Annotated in this window: 1 protein-coding gene; it reads left to right on the forward strand. The window is 61.0% G+C overall.

Features of this window, described 5'->3' with window-relative positions:
* Nucleotides 1-397 (forward strand): DUF4129 domain-containing protein (locus A3709_RS23820; protein ID WP_197484225.1); only part of this gene is annotated, 397 nt, incomplete at both ends.

Below are 397 nucleotides of genomic sequence, written 5' to 3' on the forward strand. Positions count from 1 at the left end.
CGAGGAGGCGCTGTCGGGCGAGGGGTCTTTTCTTGCTGATTCACCGCTGTCGCCGCTGCGGTTTCGCGGGGTGAACTGGGTAAACCAGTTGCGCCTGCGCTACGACGCGATTACCTACCGCTGGCAGAGCTGGGTGACCGGCTTCGACAGTGATCGGCAGTACCAGTTACTGAGCAACTGGTTCGGCGAATTCAGCGCACAGAAGTTCGCGTTGGTGCTGCTCGGGGCCGGTGTGCTGGTGTTTGCGCCGGTGGTGATTACCCTGATGTTGCAACGCAAAACCGTGCAACAGCGCGAAATGGACAGGCTATACCTCAAGTTCTGTGAGCGCTTGGCCAGAATGGGTGTGGAGCGCGGTGCCGGAGAAGGGCCGGATCAGTATGCGCGACGGGCATCG

The sequence above is a fragment of the Halioglobus sp. HI00S01 genome, from assembly GCF_001635445.1.
Classification (GTDB): Bacteria; Pseudomonadota; Gammaproteobacteria; order Pseudomonadales; family Halieaceae; genus Halioglobus; species Halioglobus japonicus.